General features: G+C 48.9%; 1 protein-coding gene. It reads left to right on the forward strand.

The window, feature by feature from the left end; translation table 11 throughout:
- A partial coding sequence (locus R7Q48_RS30045; protein WP_318134054.1) for a DNA-3-methyladenine glycosylase family protein occupies positions 1 to 552 on the forward strand: 552 nt, incomplete at both ends.

The following is a 552-nucleotide window of genomic DNA, read 5'->3' on the forward strand; positions in this document are numbered from 1 at the left end:
TGGATAACAGCAAAGCGTGGTTTAAGGCGCTCAAAGGTGAAGGAAACCTTGAGCTTGAATTCGAAATTGAAGAGGTTGCGAAGCTGCAAAATTTAGTGTCTGGAGTGCGTCGTATGTTCGATCTCGACACCGATATCTGTACTGTCGAGCAACATTTGGATTATGTGGCGCCGGGGCTTGTTTCGAACCGAGGCATTCGGATTCCTGGAGTGTGGAATGCTTGGGAAGCCGGGGTTAGAGCCATTCTTGGTCAACAAGTGTCGGTCAAGGCCGCGATAGGCCAGCTTAATTTATTGGTGAAAACGCTCAGTGGTGATGCTGACAAGCGCTTTTTCCCGACACCAGATGCGATTGCGAATGCCAACGTGAGTTTTTTGCGGATGCCGCAAAGTCGTAAAGAGACGTTGGTGCGTTTCGCTCAGTTTATGCAAAACAACGCGGAGACGGATCTGCAACAATGGTTAGCGTTGAAAGGCATTGGACCTTGGACGGTCAGTTATGCTCAACTGCGTGGGCAATCCCAACCCGATTGCTTTTTAGATAAAGACTTAG

The organism is Vibrio sp. 378 (assembly GCF_033339435.1).